The sequence below is a fragment of the Acidaminococcus sp. BV3L6 genome, from assembly GCF_000468835.1.
GTDB lineage: Bacteria > Bacillota > Negativicutes > Acidaminococcales > Acidaminococcaceae > Acidaminococcus > Acidaminococcus intestini.
Genome location: NZ_AWUR01000003.1, coordinates 25,602 through 42,873, shown reverse-complemented (window position 1 = coordinate 42,873; position 17,272 = coordinate 25,602). Strand labels below are relative to the sequence as shown.

The window sequence follows — 17,272 nt, the reverse complement described above, 5'->3', positions numbered from 1 at the left end:
TGAAAAAGGCTGCCCCCAAAGGGACAGCCTTTTTGCAATCATCAGAGGCTTTCAGCAAATGCTTCGAGAGCCGTCGTAGCTTGACCAAAGTCACGGGTCATTTGATCGACGCCAACTTTGATATGAGGAATGTGGTGACGATCCAGCGCCTTCTTCAGGTCAGGATATTCCATTTCCTCAGGATCGCAGAACTGCATCATGAAGACAATGACGCCTTCAGCACCGCTTTCCTTCACAAGGCTGCAGACATGTTCATTTCTCGTATCTTCCTGGTAGGAAGGATCGTAGAGGAGAACATCGTTGCCCTGTTTGGAGAACTGGACAGCCAGTGCCTGCAGGCCATTATCCAGGTCTTCCGGAGCATCCACAGCGAAGCTGCGGCTTTCATAAGCACAGTCATCAGCAGCAATGGCGAGTTTGTTGTCATCAAGGGCTTTCAGGATGCCAGGCATATTGTAGATAATTCCGGAAACGACAACCTTATGGCCATCGAACTTGCCAACAGGAGCAGCGGCCAGTTCTTTGTTGAGGGCTTCCAGTTTGTCCGAATATTCATCCTTCAGCATGAAGTAAGCTGCACGCAGAACGGCTGCACGAACAGAAGCAGGGATCAGGTCAGGATGGGCGTTCGTCAGCTTGCAGAATTCGCGGCGGGCCTTACGGCTGCGATTATACACTTTGATGGCATCAAGGATGGCATCATTGGTGATTTCATGACCGCAGATTTCTTCCAAATGGCCTTTGACTTCATTGTATGCGTCATAGGTGAACTGCTTGCCGGCAGCATTCTGACGGACCTGAGGATGAGCCAGGAAGATAACAGGCATCTTGTCTTTCATGGCAACCTTGAAGTTCTGACTCATCGGACGCAGGGTATCGCACAGAACCGGCGTAATGATTCCGTCAATATCATCGAGGGTCCCATCAAGCAGCATTTCGAGGGACTGCTGAGCAATCGTGCAGTAGAAGGTTGCACAGTATTCCTTGGAACGGATCTGCTGTTTGCCGTTGCTGCCCCAGATTCCCATCGGAACCATACCAGCAGCATAGACGAGTTCTTCCGGAACATAGTAAGGCAGGCAGCCAATTACTTTTTTGCCTTGACCCTTATATTTGGCCAACATGGTCTTCGGGCTGGCAGATACTTTTTTGAATTCTTCAATCAGTTCACTGATAGCCATTGTCAATTCCCCTTCTTTGCGTCATTTGCTTCCATGGCTTCGACCAAGCCCTGTACACGCGTTTCATACTGAGCAGCGTTGAAGTTTCTCGGGTCAGCCTGGTCACCGTCGAAGCCGGCGGTCGGAATGCCCAGATCCTTCGTGAAGCGGCGCTGCATTTCAGGCATGTACCCGCTCCAAGGTTTGCAGGAACGGTTGTAGTGGACCAGAACGCCGTCGACTTTGTTGTCACGGATAAGACCCTCACGCCAAGCAACACCTTGTTCGATGGAAACGGAGTTCGGAGCCTTGCAATAAGCCTTGACGAGTTCATCAAGATTGTTATAAACAAAGCCAAAGGCCGGTGCGTACACAACGCCCGTGATGTTAAGGCCGTTAGCTTTGAGCGGCTTGAAGAGGTCAGGCAGTTTCGGCCAGCAAGGAATGCCTTCGAACATGATACGATGCTGTTCCTTGAAAGGAGCGGTCGTCGTGCCGTTCTTGACGTGTTCTTCCAGTTCGCTGGCGAGCAGTTCGAATGCTTCAGCAGCTTCGACACGGCCGCGGGCCGTTACGACGTCAGCCATATGGTTGAAGAGGTCAAAACCGTTGAACGGGGACGGTTTGTACTGGAGGTAGTCACAGACCTTCAGCCAAGCTTTTGCCGTACGGTTGGCGTTTTGGCAGCACTGTTCAAACTTATCTTCGTCGAACTTCTTGCCGGAAATTTCTTCCATTTGACGGATAGCCGTATCGAGCTGGCTGCGGATATATTTGACGTTGGCTTCGTTGACATGGTCAAATTCATTGTAAGGAACGTCGATCATGATGAGGGGAATGTTATGACGGCGGGCAATGTCTTCATACCATTTGGTCATGCAGTTGCAGATGTTGTTGCAACACAGAACGAAGTCCGGCATCGGCATGGTCATCTGACGATATTTATGAAGCGCGTTCTGACGGCGGGTCTTTTCTTCTCCGTCCGGAAGGGCAGCAATTTCATAGATATTATCCGTCGTTGCATACGGTTTCAGGGTCTTCGGATCCTTGACCGGCTTACCATTTTCATCGAGGACTTTATTGCCATTGGCATCTTTCAGGGGTTTGCCACTGTTCGGATTGATGACATAGTTGCCATCTTTATCCATTTTGTTGGCACCACGGTAACCAGCAGCATAAGCCAAGGAAATACGGGAATAACCACAGATATCGTTGTCATAGCCCAGGTCTTCAGCAGCCTGACACATAACTTCGCCGTCACGGTTAGCTGCAATACCGGCAGCCTGGTTTTCAGGGTAACCAACATGCAGCCCAAAGGATTCAGCCAGTTCGCAAGGGAACTTGGAAGACGACCAGCCTACAGGTTCGCCAGCTTCTTTAGCTTCTCTCAATTCACGATAAACTTTTTCAACTACGTCTCTTAATGCCTGGACGCCAGGACTTACAGTTTTTGCCATAATGATCCTTCCTTCTTTTCATCAAGTTGAGCGCTTACTTGCTCGCCTTTCGATATGCATAGAGAGCCGCTCCCAAGGCCCCATTGTACTGGGCCAAGGGAGATGTCTTGATTTCTACGCCAAGGCCTTCCTCCAATGCATGGACAATGCCGTAGTTTTGTGCCACCCCACCGGTCATGGCCACGTCTGGAGAAACCCCGACGCGGTTGACAAGACCAATGACACGGCTGGCAACGGAACGATGGATACCGGCAATGATGTCGATTTTATTGGTTCCTTTCGACAGCTGACTGATGACTTCCGATTCCGCAAAGACCGTGCAGGTTGAGCTGATAGGCACACGTTTTGTAGACTGCGCCCCCAGCGGAGCAAGATCACTGACCTTGACTTCGAGGACACGGGCCATAACATCGAGGAAACGTCCCGTACCTGCGGCACATTTATCGTTCATCTGGAAGTTGGTCATCGCACCATTTTCAATATGGATAACCTTGGCATCCTGTCCCCCGATATCAATGACCGTGTGGACATTAGGCCAGAGGAAATGGGCCCCCATGGCATGGCAGGAAAGCTCACTCATCTGCTTATCAGCAATGCCTTCCAAGGAATTCCGGCCATACCCTGTTGCCAGGGTAAAGGCCAGATCTTCTCTTTTCATGTTGGCACTCTCAAGGACTTCGGAAATGGCACGGGCCGGTCCAGTCGTGCCAGCCCCAACGTCCACGAGGGACTTGGCGACAATGTCTTTGCCATCCTTGAGGATGATGCATTTTGATGCAGTGGAACCAATATCAATTCCGAGGGTATAGATACTCATTCAGTAAAGTTCCTCCTAAGGAAATTATTTCTTCGTGAAGGTATCGAACTCTCTGATGGCTCTTGGCAGCAGCATTTGATGGAACGGGCAAACAGATTTCGGATTCTGGTAAGCAGCTTCGGCGAAGGCTTCTACATAGCCACGAAGGTTAGTGAAATCAACGATTTCATCGACAAGGCCGAGTTCAGCACAAACCTTCGGACGAGATTTCGTATGGAAAGCTTCGATTAGGGCATTCATCTTGTCTATGGTCGGCTGCAGGTCCTTGCCGGCTTTCTTATCTTTAGCAAGACGTCTGGAATACATAGCCACAGCAGCGGTTTCGCCGTTCATGACATAGATTTCCGTGGCAGCCGTGCCAATGGAGAACGCGTTCGTATCGTTGCCCTGAGGCCCGCCCAGTACGTAGTGAGCAGCTGCAGAACCTTTTCTCAGAGTAATTTCGAATTGCGGAATGTTGGAATTCTGGATGGAATAGATCAGGGATTGACCCAGACCAAGCAGTTCGGCTTTTTCAGCGTCGTTGCCAACGTCGATACCGGACGTATCCTGGATCCAGATGATTGGCAGACGGTCTCTCGAGCAGAGCGTCACGAATTCGTTCATCTTGATGAGACCCTGCCGATAGAGCTTACCGCCCATACCAACAGCACCGGTCTTGTATTCAGGATAGTTCATCAACAGGCCCATGAAGTTGGCAACAACACCGACCACAAGGCCGTTGACCTTTGCCATACCGGTAATCATTTCAGGGCCGTAACCCTTCTTGTATTCACTGAATTCACTGTTATCAAAGAGTCGGCCAATGACGTTATACATATCATAGGCTCTCTTGTCGTTCAGCGGAACCAAGGAGTAGAGGTCATCCAGAGGCAGGGCCGGTGCTTTCGGATCGTCAACACGGAAGAATTCCGGATTGTAGCTCGGCAGCATGCCAATATATTTTTTGATGCCTTCAAGAACACCTTCTTCGGAAGCATAAACTTCACGGAAGAAGCCCGTTTCAGTGTAATGGATATCAACCGCTCCAGGGGGCTCGGTCTTGCCGCTTTTTGCAACAGATTCAGCAATCTGTTCAGCGCCTTCCATATCAATGTACCCTTTCGGGCTCATTCCGCCAAGGATTCCGGCGCCGCCAACAGCCATATTGGCTTTTTCGTGGGCAATGAGGATGGTCGGGCTGATGGAGTGGTAACCGCCGCCAGCAGGGTTCGTCCCATAAATGCCTACGATAACAGGAATACCGAGTTGGTTCAGTTCAGCATTGCGGAAGAAAGGCGTACCACCGCCACGGCGGTTCGGATAAACCTTTTCCTGTTCGTCGAACTTAACGCCAGAGCAATTCAGGACATAGACAAGAGGGATGCGCAGGGTCTTTGCCGTGTCAGAAGCACGGAGCAGGCATTCGGCCTGGCCCGGTACCCAGGCACCGGCAAGCTTCTTGTTGTCAGAAGCAACGATAACAGCCCACTTGCCGTTAATGCGGCCCAAGCCCTTGACAATGCTGACGGAACCGTTCTTGTTGCCTTCGGGATTGTACAGGGTGTTGAGCGGTCTGAAAGTGCCCGGTTCAACCAGTTTTTCAACGCGCTGCAGTGCAGTCAGCTGACCGGATTCATTCAGGGATTCATCGCTGCGGCCAGCAGACTGGGCGGCTTTGATGAGTTCGTGGATCTCGGCTTCGATGGCTTTCAGCTGAGCTTCGTTTTCCGGATTCGCTTTCTTCATCGGTTTGCCGACCTGCGGCATATGTTCAAAATAACGGGGCATAGAGTAAAAACCCATGTTTTTCGTTCCTCCTACTTATCTCTTATTTGGCTTCCGGCACAGGCACTTTGATGAAGGCTTGGCCCGGGTCAATTTCTTCACGAATCAATTTGATAACGGACGGTTCCGGAGCTTCCAATTCAACAGCGCGGGAAACGTCGATTTCAAAACCCGTATTTTCAATGACGTCTTCGGGGGAAGAGGTCGGATAATATCCAGCCAGGTACATTCTCTTGGTCTTTTCGTCGAATTTGAGGATCCCGCGGTCCGTAACAACCATTTGAGGCCCTACTTCGCCGGGAAGGCCCAGTCTTTCACGTCCGCCAGGGCCATCAATCCAACCCGGGCTGGTCACGTAGTCGATCTTGTCCATGAATCTGCGTTTTTCATGCTGCATCATGATGATCGTATTGGAATAGGTTGCAATGCCGTTTGCGCCGCCAGAACCAGTGAAACGGGTCTTCGGATGATGATAGTCACCAATAGAGGTGGAGTTTACGTTACCATAGGGGTCGATCTGCGCACCGCCGATGAAAGCGATGAGACGGTTTTCCTTATGGAGGTATTCGTTGATTTCAAAACCGACGAAACGAACGTTAGGCCAAATGGTACCGCAGTGAGCCATGAATCTCAAGTCACCAACGGAACGAGGTACTTCAACAGGGGAGCAGTCCATGAGGCCACTTTCTACGATGATGTGGCAGTCCGGAGCATAGACTCTCTTAGCAACGCTGGCACCGATCAAGGGGAGCCCGGTCCCAACGGTTACGACTTGACCATTTTTAATCTGCTTGGCAATGGTAACTGCCTGCATTTCTTTATTGGTGTAATTCGTGTAATCAGCCATCCTAATTAGCCCTCCTTCGTCATATCAACATGATACCCAAGACCAGGAACAACCTTCAGGTTGATGAGGCGGGTTGCGCCCAGTTTGTTCAGGTATTCATCGTGATCTTTCAGGTCGAAGACCCATTCCTTGCAGAATGCATCGAAATCTTCCTGGGTCTTGGAAACAACATCGTAGACCTTCAAGAACGGATTATCATAGTCATACAGGCCGAAGCACTGAGACGGATGAGCGCCATAAGGAGCCAAGACAACCGCATCTACGCACATGCAGGGGATGTCGTTTTGGGTCGGATCGCGGCGGATTTCTTCGTTGCTGATGATTTCTTCGCACGTAACAATGGTGTGCTTAGCAGCCATAGCAATATCGACATCCTGGAACTTGCCGCCCCAGATGCGAACCGTACCATCCGGAGAAGCCTGCTGGGCATGGATGATGGCTACATCAATCTGAGGAACAGGAATGGCGAGGACGCGCTGTTTGTCGTTGAACGGGTTCTTGATTTCGACAAATTTGTCATCAGGAACCTTATCGAGGGTCTTGCGGACTTCCTTACTGATGCCCCATTCGGTTTCAAGACTGGAGCCCTGCATCAAGGAAACCGGAAGGAACGGAAGGCCAAGGGCAGCGGCATGCCACATCATATAGATGACATCCTGGGAATAATCTTCCATGGTGAGTTTGCCCGCTTCGAACCATTTACGGAAGCGTCTGGAAACATTCGTTACACCAGAGTTAGCCGTGTAGCAGTTGATATATGCCTTGACACGGCCACAGCCAATGAGCATATCCCAGTCACCGCCGGCAGCACCGGAAAGTCCGGTCAGGTCCGTGATTCCCTGTCTCAGGATTTCATAGACGGCTGCATACGGTTTACGGTCAGTCGTAAAACCACCCAGTGCAAGATGGTCACCACTGTGGACATACTTTGCAATAGCGTCTTTTAACGTCATTACTTTACTCAAAGCAAAAACCTCCTTTTAATTTCCATACTTTGGCTAAGCATGCTGAAGTTCCGGAACCATCGTCCGCTAAATCATCCATCCCCCTTTGAACATTCTCGATTCAGGTTCCGATTGGTATCACTCTTCATAGTACAAAGCGATTATAACACAAATAACTATTTTTTTAAATTCAATTTCAAGGATTTATGCGCTTTTTAACAATTTTATATGAATTCGGACAATTTTTTTATTAAAAAACTAAAAAAGCCCATTTTTCCTAGGTTTTTTCTAAATAGGCCCCATAACAATAATCGTGCTTTTTCCTTTTTTCCACGAAAATAGCTAAAAAAATGTTACATATGAAAAAAAACCGGGACCCCGTTTTCAAGGGGTATCCCGTATGCAATCAAAATGTAGTTATATTTTTAAACGGAAACGTTAAGACGTGGGTCCTTTTTCTTTTTCCTTTTTCCACCAGATGTCCGCTGCTCTCTGGAGCGCTTCAGGGGTATTGGAAAGATTTCGGTCCTGAACACGGGAAAGAAGCAGGGGCAGCAGCCTTTTAAGGACCCTTTGCGGAATTCCCGCAGCAATAAGGTCCCGCCCGCTTATGGCAAGGTCTGCTGTATGGACGGGCATAGTACCGGCCATCAGAAAAAGCTGATCTGCAAAATGGCGCGCCAGCGCCTGACTTTCTGCCGAAGCCGTTGTGGCTGCCATATCGGCAAGGCAAAGGGTCCCCAATTCCCGGAATGCTTCCTGCAAGTCCTTGGTACAGCGGAACGCCCCGCTGCGGGCTTCCTTCCGAAGCCAGCGCCAAAGTGCCGCATCCGGCAGGAATCGAGCAGGTCCAAAATGCATATGGTTTCCTACAAGAAAAGCCACACGGTTCACTAGGGCTCCGTTTTCCCCCAGACGGTGGAGAATGCTTTCCGCCATGGCTTTTCCCACCTTGTCGTGTCCATGGTCACTGGGCATGCCATCGGGGCGAATGCCCCTGACACCTTTCCTTCCCTTCCCCACATCGTGAAGCAGGATGGCCCATCCCAAAGTCAGGGAACCGTCACTGTGGTCCAAGGCATGCCAGATATGGCCCCATACATCAAAGGGATGGAAGCGAGGATTTTGAGGGACACCCACAAGATCGAGAAGCTCCGGCAAAATGGGGACGCTTTCATAGGTTCCCTCTTTTTTGATTCGGCACGACATCCCTGCAAGACCGCTTTGGACCATGAGATTCATGCCCTGACCAGCGTAGGGTGCCCTAAGAAGTTTATGCAGCTCCGCCTTGACACGGGAAAGAGAGAGGCCCTTTGCACGCGGTGCCTCCGACTTGATTGCCGGGAGGATACCAGCCTCGGGAAGAAAGCCGAGCTGTGCGACAAAACGGCAGGCCCTGAACATGCGCAGGGCATCTTCAGAAAAACGGTCCGAAGGAGATCCTACCACACGCAGGACATGATGCTCAAGGTCACGCTGTCCGCTATAGGGATCGGTCAAGTTCCCCGCAAGATCCATCGCCATGGCATTGACCGTAAAGTCCCTTCGTGCCAGGTCTTCTTCCAGGGTCTGGCAGTACGCAACACCGCTAGGGCGGTGCGCATCCGTTCCATAAACTTCCTTGCGGTAGGCAGCAACTTCAACGGCTCGTCCTTCTACAAGAAGGATCAGGACACCGAAATTTTCGCCCAGGTTTTCCACAACAGAAAGACCCGCCCCTTTGCAAAGACGGCGGGTTTCTTCCGGTCGGGCGCTCGTGACAATATCATAGTCATGGGGATGCTTTCCGCAAAGCAGATCGCGCACGGCTCCGCCAACGACATAGGCTTCAAATCCATGTTTTCGGAACAGTTCCAGAACCGTTATGACATATGAAGGAAATAGGGCCGCCATCAAGGGGCCTCCTTTCATGACTTAATCCCCATCAGGGGCATTGAGGAGCGTAAAGACACCCACGGCCAATGATGGATTGGAAACCAAGCGAATCTTGGCACCAAATTCCTGTTCCATGTCTTTCATCCCATGGATGCGAATCCATTCCTCTACCAGAGGGTGAACAGAAAGGACCAAACTGCGGGCCATGGCATGATCGAGATAAAGGCTGCGCAGCCGGCGCCGGATTTCCACATAGACCGTTTCTGGCGATTCCACACGGCCGCTTCCCTGACACATGGGACAAGTCGTATAGACGGTACCAAAGAGATTGCGCCGCGCCTTCATCCGCGTCATCTCCACAAGATTCAAGGCTGTCATGCCCATAACACGGGGCTTCATGCGGTCCATCGCAAATTCCCGGCGCAAGAGGTCCAGGATTTCCTCCTGTTCCTCCTTGCGCTCCATATCAATGAAATCAGCAACGATGATGCCGCCGATATCCCGCAGCCGTAACTGACGGGCAATTTCCAAGGCCGCTTCCCGATTCGTGGCAAGGCTCGTCTCCTCCCTGTCACTGCCAGTTGAATAGTGCCCGCTGTTGACATCAATGACCGTCATGGCCTCCGTATAGTCAAAGACAAGAGAACCACCGCCAGGCAGGGGAACCACCCGGTCAGAAATGCTGGCAATTTCTTCATTGAGTCCATAATGGGTAAAGAGATCTTCCTTTTCCTGATACCATTCGGTCCGGATTTCCGTAAGGCCCATATCTTGAAGAAGTTCTTCCACCGTATGATAGGTCGCTTCATCATCGACAATGATTTTTTGCACATCTTTTGTCACATAGTCCCGGATCATACGGATGGACAGATCCAGTTCCCGATAAAGCAGCTGCGGGCCCCTCCCCACTTTGCTTCGGCGCAGAAGGACCTGCCAACTGGCAAGGAGCTGACGCAAATCATTTTCGATTTCCTCGTCGGCGGCCTTAGCCGCTGCGGTTCGGATGACAACCCCCATCCCCTCAGGAAGACTCTTTTGGACGAGCGTCCGCAGACGAGTGCGGAGGGATTTGCAGGTAATCTTCCGCGACAGGGAAATACGATTGCCAAAAGGTTCAAGGACGATGTAACGGCCCGGCAAGGTCACGTTTCGCGTGACACCCGGCCCTTTGGTTCCCCGACAGTCCTTGACAACCTGGACAAGAAGCATCTGGCCTTCCGTCAGGCGATCCTGTTTATGCAGTGTCAGGAACCCATTTTTCCCCACATTAAGATCGATAAAGGCAGCCTGGATGCCAGGCACAACATTCGATACACGGCCTCGGTAAATATTGCCAACAAGGTTTCCCTCCCCACGGCGCTCAACGGCAAAGTCGCGGAGCTTGCTGTCAAATACCAGTCCCATGCGGGTTTCTTCCGGTTTGACACTGACAAAGATGGCGGTCATAGGGCGCCGCTTTCCAGCGTCATACCATCTGCCTGAAGGAGCGGCCTTTTTTCTCCATTAGGGCCTGCTGCGTATAGGTCAAGACGGGCAATATCCGCTTTTTCAAGGTCAAGGGAGAGACCGAAGTCATCGTGAAGGACCTTCAAGAGCTCGGCGGCCTTCATGCTGCCTTCCTGGGAAACCAGACAGTCAAATTGGAGCGTCAGCATGCCCCCTTCATATGAAGCCTGCACATAGGGGACGAAAGCTTTGGCATCCACGATGCGCGGGCTGCCCTTGCCCTTGCCATGTGTTTTCGTATAAAGAGCCTTTTCCGCCCTTTCATAGCGCTGAAGCCCGTCTGAAGGATCTGCCGCACAGGGGACCTTCACCAAATAAGTCGTTCCTGCAACCGAAGCCATGAGTTTCGGGGCCTTATCATCTGCTAGGTCGGCACGTACGATATGGATGCCCATGGGAAGATTACAGGAAAGGGCATCAACGAGGTCCTTTAGGGGAACGGGCTCCCGCAGATATAGTTCCAGAAATTCGGCCCTGCTCGTCACCCCTACACTCAGGGCAGAAGCCAAGGAAAACTTCATATGGGGATTAAAGCCTTGGGAATAGGCAACAGGAATCCGAGCCCGACGAATGGCTTTTTCCAAGGTTTTCAGATATTCCAGATGGGAAATGAACCGGATTCCGGATTCTTTTGTGATCTGCAACCGTAGTTTCATGCTTCCTTCCCCTTCCAATCAATGATCTTGACCCCCAGCTGCTGACAGACCTGACAGCCCGTACAGGCTCCACGCCGACAATCCGGGGTCAAAGCAGCTTCCTGGGCCCGTTCGTATTCTTTCCACAGGAAGCCACGGGAAACGCCGCAGCTCGTGTGCTCCCAAGGAAACTTCTCATTTTTTCCGCGCGGGCGGTTGTTGTAGAAGGCCATATCAAGTCCAGCTCCTTCAATGGCTTTTTTCCAGCGGTCAAAGGAAAAATGTTCGGACCAGCTGTCAAAACGGGCCCCGTCCCGAAAAGCCAAGTAGATGGCTTTGGAAAGACGGCGGTCGCCCCTGGCAAGGACGCCTTCCATGAGACTTGTGAGGGAATCATGATACTGGAAATTGACATTTTTCATCGTGTCGAAGACTTCCTTAAGGAGCATATGCTTCCGGTCAAATTCTGTTTTTGTATTCTGTCCCACCCAAGCAAAAGGCGTATAGGGTTTGGGGACAAAGTTGGACACGCTTACCGTAACGCGGGCCCCAAAGCGGCCCGTAATCTTTTTGTACTGCCATTTCACGGCCCGGGCAAGATGAGCAATCGCAAGGATATCCTCATCGGTTTCTGTCGGCAGGCCGATCATGAAATAAAGTTTTACCTGGGACCAGCCATTTTCAAAAGCCGCGCCCACCGCATCCATGAGATTTTCTTCTGTAACTCCTTTATTGATCACATCACGCATGCGCTGGCTGCCGGCTTCAGGAGCAAAGGTCAGCCCACTCTTACGAACGGCCTGAACTTCCTGTGCCAGTTTTACAGAAAAACTGTCAATGCGCAGACTCGGCAGGGAAACGCTCACCTTGTCATCCTTGAATTCTTCCAAAAGATCCCGTACCAGGGGATCCAACTGAGAGTAGTCCGCCGTACTTAGGGAGAACATGCTCATTTCGTTGTATCCTGTTGCCGGTACCAGTTCGCGGGCCAGTTTCTTGACGTTCTCCGGTGTTCGTTCCCGAACCGGACGGTAAATGATGCCTGCATTGCAGAACCGACAGCCGCGGGAACAGCCGCGGAAGAGTTCCAGCATGATCCGGTCATGAACCGTGTCTCCATAAGGAACAATTGGATGGGTCGGAAAATCAAGATCGTTGATATCCGGTTCCACCCGCTTATAGACCGTTGCCGGAACGCCCGGTTCATTTGGTGTCACAGACTTGATGGTCCCGTCAGCATGATAGGTCACGGTGTAGAAACTCGGTACATATACGCCCTGGATCCTAGCCACACGGCGCAGGAATTCCTTCCGTCCACCGGGTTTTCCTTCTGATTTCCAGGCCCGGTAGGCATCGGAGACTTCCACAATGATGCGTTCCCCATCGCCAAGCATACAAAAATCCAGGAAATCAGCCAAAGGTTCACTGTTAAAGACACAGGGACCGCCAGCACAGACAAAGGGATCATCAAGGCCGCGGTCCTTGGCCCAAATGGGAACCCCGCCTAGATCCATCATATTCAGGATATTGGAATAGCTCATTTCATAAAGGAGGGTAAATCCTACAAGATCAAAATTACCAAGACGGCGGCTCGTTTCAAGGCTTTCCAAAGCAATCCCGCGCTCTCGCATCTTGTCTTCCATATCCACCCAGGGCGCAAAGACCCGTTCAGCTTGGATATAGGGCTGTTTATTGAGAATGGCATAAAGGATCTTAAACCCCAGGTAACTCATGCCAATTTCATAGGTATCAGGAAAAGCGAGGGCAAAGGAAACCTCGACCTCGCTTTCCGGTTTGACGATGCTGCCAAATTCCATTCCCGTATAACGGGCTGGTTTTTCGACAGCACTGAGGATATCAATCGGTAAATCCTTGTGCATAGGGCCTCCTTACTAAAATCTCAAGGTCTTGGGATGAGCATGGATATTCATTAAAAGAGCCACCATGAGCATATTGGTCGTAAGGGAACTGACACCATAGCTCATAAAGGGCAGCGGAACCCCTGTTACGGGCATAACATTGCTCGTCATGCCCACATTGACCAGGATATGAAAGGTAAACATAGAAACAATCCCAACAGCAAGCAGGGTTCCAAAATCATCGCTTGCATGAAGGGCAATCGTGATGCCCCTGACGATGACAATCAAGTAGAGAATCAGGATCAGTGTCACCCCAACAAACCCAAACTCTTCGCCGGCCACGGCGAAAATAAAGTCCGTGTGATTTTCAGGAAGAAAGTTAAGCTGGCTCTGGGTTCCATTAAAAAGACCACGGCCAAAAAAAAGACCGGAACCAATAGCAATCATGGACTGAATGACATGGTAACCACTCCCGTACGGTTCAAGTCCGGGATTGAGGAAGACGCGGATCCGGTTTTTCTGGTACTCATGAAGCATGTGCCAGATAAGAGGTGCTGAAGCAAGACCCAAACCGCCCATGATGAGAAAATAACGGATCCTGAAGCCGCAGATGATCATTGTACCTAAGAGAATCGCCATAAAGACGAGGCTTGTTCCTAGGTCAGGCTGACGCATAACCAGGAGAAAAGGAACAAAGACATAGAGAAAAACAGGGATCCAACTGCGAAAGTCCGTTAACGTCGGCAGCCGCGATTCCACAAAAGAGGACAGACAGACAATCATGATAGCTTTGGAAAACTCACTGGGCTGAATGCTGATGGGGCCCAATTGGAGCCAGCGCTGCGCACCTAAAGCACTTTTCCCGACAACCATGACGGCAACCAGCATAACCAGATTGAAAATATACAGAGGTTTGGCAACATGTTTTAAGATGCGGTAATCAAAACGCATCAGGTAACCGCCCAAAATGAGGTTCACGATAACAAAAAGAGCCTGCCGAAAAACAAAGCGGTAGCGATGGGGACCGGGAATATTGGCATGGGTAGCACTGGCAATCAAAACAAGGCCGATAGCAATGAGCAGCATGACGCTCAAAAAAAGGACCTTATCCACGTTCCGAAAATACTTTTTAAAGGAATGACGCATGCTTTCTCCTCACTTACCCTTTCTTCTTCGGGGTCGTTTTATCTTTCGAAGACCCGCTGCCGGGCTTTTTGACACCCGGTGTCGTAAAGGCATATTCCAAGATAGACTGAACAATAGGCGCGGCTGAAACCGACCCATAACTGCCCTGCTCCACAACGCAGACCACAACAAGGCTGGGATTCTTGGCCGGAGCATAAGCAATGAACCAGCCATGGTCCCTGCCATGGGGGTTTTCTGCCGTACCGGTCTTACCGGCCACATCAACAGGCAGGGATTTTAGGGCCGATGCTGTCCCACCTTCTTCCGTCACCGCTCGGAGACCGTCCTGGATAAGGTCCAAGGTTTTCTGGGAAACCGGCAGACTACCTTCTTCCTGCGGTTCAAAGCGTTCGGCTACACTGCCGTCGTCGTTGATGATCTTGCTCACAAGATGGGGCTTGTAGCGCTTTCCATCGGTCGCCACAGCCGCAAGCATTTCCGCAACCTGCATGGGTGTTGCCAAGGTAAAGCCCTGACCAATGGCTGTATTGAACGTATCGCCCAAGTACCATTCGTCTTCAAAGACCTTTTTCTTGTAAGCCGGGGTTGCAATAAGGCCTGAGGCCTCCCCATGAAGGTCAATCCCAGTTTTCTTCCCAAAACCGAACTTTTCGGCATATTGGTCAAGCAAATCGATGCCGAGGCGATTGCCCATTTCATAGAAATAGACGTTATCCGAAGCGGATAGGGCCCGTTTGAAATTGATCCATCCTAAGGCTTCACCGCCAGCATTGCGCATATCGACGAGCCAGTGTCGGCCAGAGTCAAAGATGAGTTCATCGGGAGTAACTTTCTTTTCTTCAAGGGCTGCCGAACCCGTAACAATCTTAAAAGTCGATCCCGGCGGATATTCGCCGGCAATGGCTTTATCCGTCATAGGATGAAATGGATCCGTATTGATGTAGTTCCAGTTCTTTTCACTGATACCGTTTACGAACCAGTTGGGATCAAAACCAGGTCGGGAAACAAGGGCCTTGATTTCCCCGTTATTGGGATCAAGGACCACGACGGCGGCACCGCGGGCTCCAATGGCTTTGAGCTGCCGGTCGACGGCGGCTTCAGTGATACGCTGGAGCTTAGCGTCAATAGTAAGCACCAGCCCTTGACCAGGCTTTGGTTCCACCTTGTCCATGACCTGGATAACGCGGCCATTGACGTCGACTTCCTCTCGGTAACTGCCGTCCGTACCGCGCAGGTACTTATCATAATAGCTTTCCAGGCCAAATTTACCGATGATGTCACCTGCTTTGAGGTTTTCATAAACACCCTGTTCGATTTCATATTCACTGACTTCGCCCACATACCCCAAGGCGTGGACAGCCAGTTCCTTATTGGGATAAGTTCGGACAGGCTGGACCTCAATCATGACATCAGGCAGGTAGCGCAGGTTTTCTTCTACTTTGGCGACCACGTCGGGCGGTGCGTTGCGCACAATACGGATAGGTTCTGCCGAACCGCCATGGAGATTGATGGTTTCCTTGATCTTGTCCACAGGAATATGGACCAGTTCCGATAGGCGCTCGATTGTTTCATCCCTGTAGCCCGTGTTGCGGTGTGCCAAGGAAACCATGAAACCGGGCTGATTATTGGCCAGTTCCTCCCCATTACAGTCATAGATGATGCCCCGCGGCGCAAGGATCCGCGTGTAGCGCGTCCGATTACCCTCGGCTTGACGGCTGTAGTAACTGCCCTTGATGATTTGCAGATAGAACATGCGGCCAATCAAGAAAAAGACGATGAGGGCAGAAGCGACGAGCATGAATTCCAAGCGATACGCATATTTTTTATTCAGCACGATGGTATCCTTCCTCACTCGTTACAGATGATAATAATAGGAATGGCGGCGCAAGAAGCGCTCCTTGACCTTTTGGTAGATGACCCAAACAAGAGGGGCCATAATGAGGTTCCAGCCAATGGAACGCAGTGTCCAAAGCGCAAAGGGGACAAAAGGCATCCAGCGATGGAGCATGACGCAGAGAAACAGGCCCCGCACCACACCCAGAAGGAGCGTCACGAGTGCGGTTAGAATCATATAAGTAGGCATCCGATCAGCAAAGACGTTCATACGGTTGCTGCCAATAAAAGCACCCACCAAAGCGCGTGTCACCAAATGATAGCCAAAATAGCCAAAAGAGACCACATCGAGGAAAAGCCCCATACCAATTCCATACAGGGCCCCTTTGCGGCCTCCTTGATCAAGGGCATAGAGGATAAGCAAAAGAAGAAGAAAATCAGGAGAATCATACGTGGTAAAAAGGAGGAACCAATGGGTTTTCAAGGAAAAGAGGAAGAGATTAAGGAAGAGCCACAAGAAGGTGTTCATCGGCCAGCTCCCCCTTTAATGTTCTTATTAGGATCTTTTCCCTCTTCGCGGAGAAAGTCAGCAAAACCGGCATAGTTCGTAATGACAAGGGCTTCTTCCAGATGGGTATAGTCCACAGAGGGAATGATTGAAGCCGTTTTGGTCAGACCTCCCGGATCCATCTGAACATCTTCCACGGTGCCAATGACAAGCCCCTCTGGATGATAGCCAGTATATCCGCTTGAAACAATTGTATCACCAGGGAGCACATCCGCGTTCCGGGCAAGGTTGCGCATTTCAAGGGAAAGATCGGGGCCGGCAACACCATTTACAATCCCGGCGGCCCTGGAATCACCGCGCAAGTTAAGCCCTCCCAAGCTGCTCCGCGAACTCGTAATCAAAAGAACCTTGGACATATGGGGATAGACCGCATCGATGATGCCAATGATCCCGGAAGCATTGACGACAGGCATATTAAGTCGCAGCCCCTCATCACTGCCTTTATCAATGAGGATAACATCCTTAAAATCCCCCATGTCCCGGCTGATGACCTTGGCCGGCATGAGTTCGTATTTGGGATGGAGCTCCTTGAACTTCAGAAGTTTGCTGAGCCGTTCGTTCTCTGCCTTCATGGCAATGAGTTCCACATTGTTCTGACGCAAGTCGTCGTTCTCCGTCTTGAGTGCCGCATTTTCTTTCTGCAGCGTCCCTTTCGACGTAAAAAAATCCGATACACTGCGGGCGCCAGAAGCGGCCCCACCGACTATGAAATTGATGGGTCTTACAAGGGTGGCAATGGCCGAATTGACCACAGTAAAACGTGAGAGGGCATCAAGGATGATTCCGCCCACGAGAAGGCCAATGACCACAAAAATGGCCAGCCTGATTTTTCTTTCCTGCATCATGCTTCTACTCTTC

At 50.9% G+C, this 17,272-nt stretch carries 14 protein-coding genes; all 14 read right to left on the bottom strand.

Annotated features, from left to right (window positions below; translation table 11 throughout):
* Nucleotides 1–41: 41 nt before the first annotated feature.
* Nucleotides 42–1,181 carry a (R)-2-hydroxyglutaryl-CoA dehydratase subunit beta gene (gene hgdB / locus HMPREF1246_RS00315; protein ID WP_014128098.1) on the bottom strand — a complete coding sequence of 380 codons (1,140 nt, stop codon included), beginning with the start codon at nucleotides 1,179–1,181 and terminating at the stop codon, nucleotides 42–44.
* A gap of 2 nt (nucleotides 1,182–1,183) precedes the next feature.
* On the bottom strand, nucleotides 1,184–2,617 hold the full coding sequence (gene hgdA / locus HMPREF1246_RS00310) for a (R)-2-hydroxyglutaryl-CoA dehydratase subunit alpha (RefSeq protein ID WP_009016067.1): 1,434 nt from the start codon (nucleotides 2,615–2,617) through the stop codon (nucleotides 1,184–1,186).
* A gap of 34 nt (nucleotides 2,618–2,651) precedes the next feature.
* The gene (gene hgdC / locus HMPREF1246_RS00305) at nucleotides 2,652–3,434 is read right to left on the bottom strand and encodes a (R)-2-hydroxyglutaryl-CoA dehydratase activase HgdC (RefSeq protein WP_009016068.1); all 783 of its coding nucleotides are present in this window, start codon (nucleotides 3,432–3,434) and stop codon (nucleotides 2,652–2,654) included.
* A gap of 24 nt (nucleotides 3,435–3,458) precedes the next feature.
* The gene (locus HMPREF1246_RS00300; protein ID WP_009016069.1) at nucleotides 3,459–5,219 is read right to left on the bottom strand and encodes an acyl-CoA carboxylase subunit beta; all 1,761 of its coding nucleotides are present in this window, start codon (nucleotides 5,217–5,219) and stop codon (nucleotides 3,459–3,461) included.
* 25 nt (nucleotides 5,220–5,244) lie between these two features.
* Complete coding sequence (gene gctB, locus HMPREF1246_RS00295; protein ID WP_009016070.1) at nucleotides 5,245–6,048, bottom strand: glutaconate CoA-transferase subunit B; 804 nt, start codon at nucleotides 6,046–6,048, stop codon at nucleotides 5,245–5,247.
* A gap of 5 nt (nucleotides 6,049–6,053) precedes the next feature.
* Nucleotides 6,054–7,013 carry a glutaconate CoA-transferase subunit A gene (gene gctA / locus HMPREF1246_RS00290; RefSeq protein WP_009016071.1) on the bottom strand — a complete coding sequence of 320 codons (960 nt, stop codon included), beginning with the start codon at nucleotides 7,011–7,013 and terminating at the stop codon, nucleotides 6,054–6,056.
* Nucleotides 7,014–7,430: 417 nt separating this feature from the next.
* Nucleotides 7,431–8,885, bottom strand: coding sequence for a CCA tRNA nucleotidyltransferase (locus HMPREF1246_RS00285; protein WP_021736356.1), 1,455 nt, complete (start codon nucleotides 8,883–8,885; stop codon nucleotides 7,431–7,433).
* A 21-nt stretch (nucleotides 8,886–8,906) separates the two neighbouring features.
* Nucleotides 8,907–10,313, bottom strand: a complete 1,407-nt coding sequence (locus HMPREF1246_RS00280; RefSeq protein ID WP_021736352.1) for an Rne/Rng family ribonuclease — start codon at nucleotides 10,311–10,313, stop codon at nucleotides 8,907–8,909.
* Nucleotides 10,310–11,029, bottom strand: a complete 720-nt coding sequence (locus HMPREF1246_RS00275) for a TIGR03936 family radical SAM-associated protein (protein ID WP_016459927.1) — start codon at nucleotides 11,027–11,029, stop codon at nucleotides 10,310–10,312. The genes HMPREF1246_RS00280 and HMPREF1246_RS00275 overlap by 4 nt, the downstream gene beginning before the upstream one ends.
* On the bottom strand, nucleotides 11,026–12,888 hold the full coding sequence (locus tag HMPREF1246_RS00270; RefSeq protein WP_009016074.1) for a TIGR03960 family B12-binding radical SAM protein: 1,863 nt from the start codon (nucleotides 12,886–12,888) through the stop codon (nucleotides 11,026–11,028). The genes HMPREF1246_RS00275 and HMPREF1246_RS00270 overlap by 4 nt, the downstream gene beginning before the upstream one ends.
* Nucleotides 12,889–12,900: 12 nt before the next feature.
* Nucleotides 12,901–14,013, bottom strand: a complete 1,113-nt coding sequence (gene rodA, locus HMPREF1246_RS00265; protein ID WP_009016075.1) for a rod shape-determining protein RodA — start codon at nucleotides 14,011–14,013, stop codon at nucleotides 12,901–12,903.
* 13 nt (nucleotides 14,014–14,026) lie between these two features.
* Nucleotides 14,027–15,847 carry a penicillin-binding protein 2 gene (gene mrdA / locus HMPREF1246_RS00260; protein ID WP_009016076.1) on the bottom strand — a complete coding sequence of 607 codons (1,821 nt, stop codon included), beginning with the start codon at nucleotides 15,845–15,847 and terminating at the stop codon, nucleotides 14,027–14,029.
* A 21-nt stretch (nucleotides 15,848–15,868) separates the two neighbouring features.
* Nucleotides 15,869–16,375, bottom strand: a complete 507-nt coding sequence (gene mreD, locus HMPREF1246_RS00255; protein WP_009016077.1) for a rod shape-determining protein MreD — start codon at nucleotides 16,373–16,375, stop codon at nucleotides 15,869–15,871.
* On the bottom strand, nucleotides 16,372–17,259 hold the full coding sequence (mreC, locus tag HMPREF1246_RS00250) for a rod shape-determining protein MreC (RefSeq protein ID WP_009016078.1): 888 nt from the start codon (nucleotides 17,257–17,259) through the stop codon (nucleotides 16,372–16,374). The genes mreD and mreC overlap by 4 nt, the downstream gene beginning before the upstream one ends.
* Nucleotides 17,260–17,272 lie beyond the last annotated feature (13 nt).

What these genes read in the sequence shown, in the direction of transcription:
- rodA (WP_009016075.1), bottom strand. Translation starts at nt 14,013, where the DNA reads ATGCGTCATTCCTTTAAAAAGTATTTTCGGAACGTGGATAAGGTCCTT.
- HMPREF1246_RS00275 (WP_016459927.1), bottom strand. Translation starts at nt 11,029, where the DNA reads ATGAAACTACGGTTGCAGATCACAAAAGAATCCGGAATCCGGTTCATT.
- gctB (WP_009016070.1), bottom strand. Translation starts at nt 6,048, where the DNA reads ATGGCTGATTACACGAATTACACCAATAAAGAAATGCAGGCAGTTACC.
- hgdA (WP_009016067.1), bottom strand. Translation starts at nt 2,617, where the DNA reads ATGGCAAAAACTGTAAGTCCTGGCGTCCAGGCATTAAGAGACGTAGTT.
- hgdC (WP_009016068.1), bottom strand. Translation starts at nt 3,434, where the DNA reads ATGAGTATCTATACCCTCGGAATTGATATTGGTTCCACTGCATCAAAA.
- HMPREF1246_RS00270 (WP_009016074.1), bottom strand. Translation starts at nt 12,888, where the DNA reads ATGCACAAGGATTTACCGATTGATATCCTCAGTGCTGTCGAAAAACCA.
- HMPREF1246_RS00300 (WP_009016069.1), bottom strand. Translation starts at nt 5,219, where the DNA reads ATGGGTTTTTACTCTATGCCCCGTTATTTTGAACATATGCCGCAGGTC.
- mreC (WP_009016078.1), bottom strand. Translation starts at nt 17,259, where the DNA reads ATGATGCAGGAAAGAAAAATCAGGCTGGCCATTTTTGTGGTCATTGGC.
- mreD (WP_009016077.1), bottom strand. Translation starts at nt 16,375, where the DNA reads ATGAACACCTTCTTGTGGCTCTTCCTTAATCTCTTCCTCTTTTCCTTG.
- HMPREF1246_RS00280 (WP_021736352.1), bottom strand. Translation starts at nt 10,313, where the DNA reads ATGACCGCCATCTTTGTCAGTGTCAAACCGGAAGAAACCCGCATGGGA.
- hgdB (WP_014128098.1), bottom strand. Translation starts at nt 1,181, where the DNA reads ATGGCTATCAGTGAACTGATTGAAGAATTCAAAAAAGTATCTGCCAGC.
- HMPREF1246_RS00285 (WP_021736356.1), bottom strand. Translation starts at nt 8,885, where the DNA reads ATGGCGGCCCTATTTCCTTCATATGTCATAACGGTTCTGGAACTGTTC.